The 4,369-nt window shown below is 55.0% G+C and carries 7 protein-coding genes and 1 pseudogene; 6 read left to right on the forward strand and 2 right to left on the reverse strand.

Annotated features, from left to right (window positions below; translation table 11 throughout):
* Positions 1–350: 350 nt before the first annotated feature.
* Positions 351–674 carry a thioredoxin family protein gene (locus tag R6W86_RS16365; protein WP_410330420.1) on the reverse strand — a complete coding sequence of 108 codons (324 nt, stop codon included), beginning with the start codon at positions 672–674 and terminating at the stop codon, positions 351–353.
* Positions 675–824: 150 nt separating this feature from the next.
* Here R6W86_RS16365 and R6W86_RS16370 point away from each other — a divergent pair, with 150 nt between their 5' ends.
* A complete protein-coding gene (locus tag R6W86_RS16370) occupies positions 825–932 on the forward strand; it encodes a hypothetical protein (RefSeq protein ID WP_410330427.1) in 108 nt (35 codons plus the stop codon).
* 336 nt (positions 933–1,268) lie between these two features.
* On the opposite strand, the gene R6W86_RS16375 is transcribed toward R6W86_RS16370, so the two are convergent.
* Positions 1,269–1,430 carry a CCGSCS motif protein gene (locus R6W86_RS16375; RefSeq protein WP_410330421.1) on the reverse strand — a complete coding sequence of 54 codons (162 nt, stop codon included), beginning with the start codon at positions 1,428–1,430 and terminating at the stop codon, positions 1,269–1,271.
* A gap of 361 nt (positions 1,431–1,791) precedes the next feature.
* On the opposite strand from R6W86_RS16375, the gene R6W86_RS16380 reads away from it, so the two are divergent.
* The 5 genes and pseudogenes from R6W86_RS16380 to R6W86_RS16400 form a co-directional block, all read left to right on the forward strand.
* Positions 1,792–2,124 (forward strand): YnfA family protein, encoded by a 333-nt coding sequence (locus tag R6W86_RS16380; protein WP_410330422.1) that lies wholly within the window; start codon positions 1,792–1,794, stop codon positions 2,122–2,124.
* A 92-nt stretch (positions 2,125–2,216) separates the two neighbouring features.
* Positions 2,217–2,885 carry a dihydrofolate reductase family protein gene (locus R6W86_RS16385; RefSeq protein WP_410330424.1) on the forward strand — a complete coding sequence of 223 codons (669 nt, stop codon included), beginning with the start codon at positions 2,217–2,219 and terminating at the stop codon, positions 2,883–2,885.
* 46 nt (positions 2,886–2,931) lie between these two features.
* Positions 2,932–3,171, forward strand: a pseudogene (locus R6W86_RS16390) (VOC family protein); the annotation flags it as partial.
* A 194-nt stretch (positions 3,172–3,365) separates the two neighbouring features.
* Positions 3,366–3,989 carry a hypothetical protein gene (locus tag R6W86_RS16395; RefSeq protein ID WP_410330425.1) on the forward strand — a complete coding sequence of 208 codons (624 nt, stop codon included), beginning with the start codon at positions 3,366–3,368 and terminating at the stop codon, positions 3,987–3,989.
* Positions 3,949–4,369, forward strand: a 421-nt coding sequence (locus R6W86_RS16400) for a hypothetical protein (protein WP_410330426.1), incomplete at its 3' end; no start/stop codon positions are given. The genes R6W86_RS16395 and R6W86_RS16400, both read left to right, overlap by 41 nt.

Raw genomic sequence — 4,369 nt, forward strand, 5'->3', positions numbered from 1 at the left:
CTAGAATATAAAGCGGGTGCCGCTTTATATTACTGGTAGGTTTTGTTTCTTTGAAATCCAGGGCAGATCTATTTTGTGAATCCGCGACCCTATGATTTCAGCAAAGCCAGTAAAGTACCTCGGTAACAACCTTGGCCAGGGTTTCCTGACCTCCCCCTTTCAAGCCCCGTTGAAGGCCTGGGCACTGATACCAGTCTTCGCAGTCGGGGCATACTTATACGGAGAAACATCTTGGCGGCAGAAATCTTGTGCTGGAGTTGTAACCTTTTGCCCGGCCCGTAGGGACTGCCAGCTGCTGTTGCCGGACAATTTTTTCACCGTTTCGAGGCTCCAAACTTGCCCGCACGTCCTCATAGAATTTTTATCAGTGCACCCTCAATGTCGCCGCTGTTTTCTGGGCGGACTAACCGCGCCATTTCTTCACCATCCTTCAGAAAAATCAGAGACGGCCAGAGCTTTACGCCAAACGTCCGCCCCAACCTCCGGCCTTTGCCATCCTCAACTTTCACATGCGGAACGTCTGGGTGATTGTCCATGGCCGCCTTGATATCTGTCTGCGCACCTTGGCAGAACCCGCACCAGTTGGTACCGAATTCGATCACCATCGGGCCCGTGGTCTGGTCCAGCTCGTCACGGCTGAGCGTTTCAGGTGTATATCGGCTCGTATAGGACATGGTGGTTCCTCGGTGGGTTATAGACAATCTTTAAGCGCCCTCGCTCGAATGATACCGTTTAGTGGTTTCAGTCATCCAGATTCCGGAGGAGCCCATGGCAGGTGGGTGGTCACGTGATGGTGCGGTTCAGGAACAGATCGCCGCAAGGCCATTCCCGGTGTTCGGTTGTGCATTGACTGCCAGTCGGCCCAGGAAAAACAGCACACCCACTCTGGCAGTATCAATCGCAGAGGCAGTAAGGACAGCCAGCTTCGATAGCCTCTTGGTTTCGCCAATCAGTACCCGAAGGGTTCAAGACGAGGGTCCAGCAAATTCCTTTTATCAATCTCCTGATCCGTGACCTTGAAGCGGGCTTGAAAAGTAATCGCCAGTTGCTGGCCATTGAATCTCGATAATGCGCCTGTCAGGTCAGGTAGTCAGAGGTTGAAATGACGAGTGAAATACCAAGGCAGGGCTTTAGTGACTGGACCGTTTGGATATCGATCCATCAACTAACATCGGTGCTCAAATTCAGCTTTTTGAGGAGAAATAACAAACCCCGGCGTTCGAATTCCGGAGTTTGTCATAGGCAACAGAGCCGAGCAGATGAGCTTGCTATGAACAGGAACCGCAGCAAACATCCTCTCCGTGCTTACCTTTCTTCTCGGGTTCATCCTGATTCGCCTCTACATCTTTTTCGGATGTAGTGTCTTGCAGAACCTGTGATTCCGCATCCGAATCTTCTTTCTTGAAAATCTTTTTCAATGACAGTGCCATAGAAAATCCTCATTCATCAGCCAATAAGATTCATTTCATCTCCATCTTATTGGCTAAGCCGGATTCCGTCAAGCCTTAGAGACATATTGAAGGCCGGGTCCATTCTCTGCACGATCTCAAAAGACAGCCAATTTCTACCTGCCAAAGAGAATAAGTGGAGAGATTTTCCTGGCGATTATGATCAAACCCGAGAGTTTGGAACGTTTTCCCATTCCAACCAGAATTCGGTCATCTGAGACAAACGCGGGCACCTCTGTGCGGAGCGGAAAAGTGAAACAAGCCTGACTCGGCAGTGACCGGTCAGTAGACTGGCACTTTAACCGGTTGAATACCGGCACCCCATCAACAGGAGCCTCATCCAGTGCCTGAACTGAAAACCCTCGGTCTGTTTGTTGTAACCGCCCTGGCGGAGATCGTCGGCTGTTACCTGCCCTACCTCTGGCTCCGCGAGAGCAAGAGCGTCTGGCTGCTCGTGCCAGGCGCCCTCAGCCTCGCGCTCTTCGCCTGGCTGTTGTCCCTGCACCCGACGGCGGCTGGCCGGGTGTATGCGGCTTATGGCGGGGTCTACGTTTTTATGGCGATACTGTGGCTCTGGGCGGTTGACGGTATCCGGCCTACCGGCTGGGACATCCTGGGCTCGGCCGTCGCCCTGCTGGGTATGGCGATCATCATGTTTGCGCCGAGGAGTAGCTAGACTCGTTTAAATCCAACATAAAACCTGCTGTCGATTTCGCGGTGCCCCACACGACTACTGGTTGCAAGAAAGCAAACCAGGAGGATGAACTCATGCGAAAAGTGATTGTTGGCGCCATGGTGTCACTGGATGGTGTGATGCAGGCGCCCGGCGGGCCCGAAGAAGATCCCACCGGTGGATTCAGCTACGGCGGCTGGGTGGCCCCAATGGTGGATGAGGTGTTTGGCGAAGAGATCGACCGTATGTTCGGCCAGCCTTTCGACCTTCTGCTCGGGCGCAAGACCTATGAGATTTTTGCAGCCCACTGGCCCTACGCCGGGGACGGTCCGGACGATTCCATCGCCCGGACCTTCAATTCAATCAACAAGTACGTCACCACCCGGCAGGGCCTGGATCTGACCTGGCAGGGTTCAGTAGCCCTCAGGGACGCTGCGGCCGATATCGCTCGATTGAAGCAGGAGGACGGCCCCGCGCTGGTAACGCAAGGCAGCTCGGATCTGCTACAGACGTTGTTTGCGAACGATCTGGTCGATCAGATCAACGTGTTTACGTTCCCGGTTGTGCTCAGCCACGGCAAGAAGCTGTTTGGCGATGGCACCAGGCCAGCCGCATTCAAGCTGGCCGCCAGCCGGGTTTCACCGAGCGGTATAGTGATTGCGCGCTATGTGCGGGATGGCAAAGTAGCAACCGGCGACTTTGCCATGGATCCACCTACTCCGGCGGAAATCGCACGCCGGGAAAAGATGCGGCAGGAGGGCTAACGCGATGGAACACGCAAAGAACACCATTTGCCTCTGGTTCAACGGCGGCGCCGAAGAAAACGCCTGCGACTGGTGCAGGGACAGATGGGGCATTTCGTGGCAGATTACGCCGGTGGCTTTGACCGAAATCATCGCCGACCCAGATCCCGCTGCTGCCCGGCGGTCCTTCGGGGTGATGATGAAGATGGGGAAGATCGATATTGCGGCCATTGAAGCGGCGCGCAGGGGGCAATGGCGATCACCGGCACAACAGGTGTCAATTGCGATGAATTCAAGAAATGAGTGAGTTACTGGAGTTTGGAAGAAAGATACTGAAGAACCAGCCATTCAGTGCACTGTTATCGCCAGTGGAGAGGCCGGCGAGCGCACCGTTGCGGTGGTCCAGGGCTGTTCCGGGTCTCCCCGGACTGTGCCGGCGGCCCGTTGAATGGGGTAGAATCCGTGGAATACAGGGTACGGCAGCTGCCGGAGGAGATAATAATGAAGAAAATAATTGCGAACGGCGTAGTTGCCGTGCTGCTGGCTTCGTCCGCGGGGGCCGCTATGGCCGTTTCCGACGAAGAGATGGAGCGCCAGAGGCAGATACACCAGCAGAGAATCGCGGATGAGAAAAAATCATACGTACAAAACTCAATCCGGGAAGTTGAAGATGCGGCGCGGGAGGGCGTCGAGCAGATCGAGACCATCATTCGCCTTCACGAGAGCTTGACCGATGGCCTTCAGTTCACGGACGAAGACAAGTTCCGCATATACCGTATCGGTGCCGAAGAGGGGCACGGGGCCTACCAGGTTAAGCTGGCCGAGCACTACCTGGCAGGAAAAGGGGTTGAAAAAAACGTGGAAAAGGCAAAGGAGTGGCTCGAAAAAGCGGAACAGACGTGGCTTTCTTCCCGGCTGTCTGTCGAGCCTCTCTATACGCTTGCCAAAACTTACCTGGACGATGCCCGCTTGGAGCGAGAGGATCGCGGGGCGTACTACATATACCAGGCGTGCCTGCAGGCACACCCGGAAGCCTGCTATCGCACTGGTCTTATCCTTGAGGGCGAAGATACTCGGCAGCCTTTTGCGCCTGAGGGAGTCCCGAACGGCGGACCAAGAAATTGATGCCGCTCGCCATCCCGGCCTCATACAACTCGCCGACCTGCCCTGCCACCCGTTCAACTTCTCGCCATCGTTCGGGAAAGTGAATCGTGACGTGTACTTTGTCCGGTCGGGTTCTTACGAAGGCGTCGAAGTTGCGATCGTCGAGGAGCAAGCCGTTCGTCGTCACGGACCGAAACACCGTGCCGTCAAGCCGTTCGAGCAGTTCGAAGAGCCCGTCGTACTCGAGCATGAAATTCTGGCTGCTGCCGGAAAAATGGATGACAATGCAAAAGAGGTTGTTGAAAGGGCAGAGGCCATTCAAAAATATGGTGCCTGCAGGGTTCTCCACAAGGGACAAATTACACGCCAGGCCAGGTTCGGCCTGGCAGTGGAAAACTGGA

The organism is Marinobacter sp., from assembly GCF_046484525.1.
Classification (GTDB): Bacteria; Pseudomonadota; Gammaproteobacteria; order Pseudomonadales; family Oleiphilaceae; genus Marinobacter.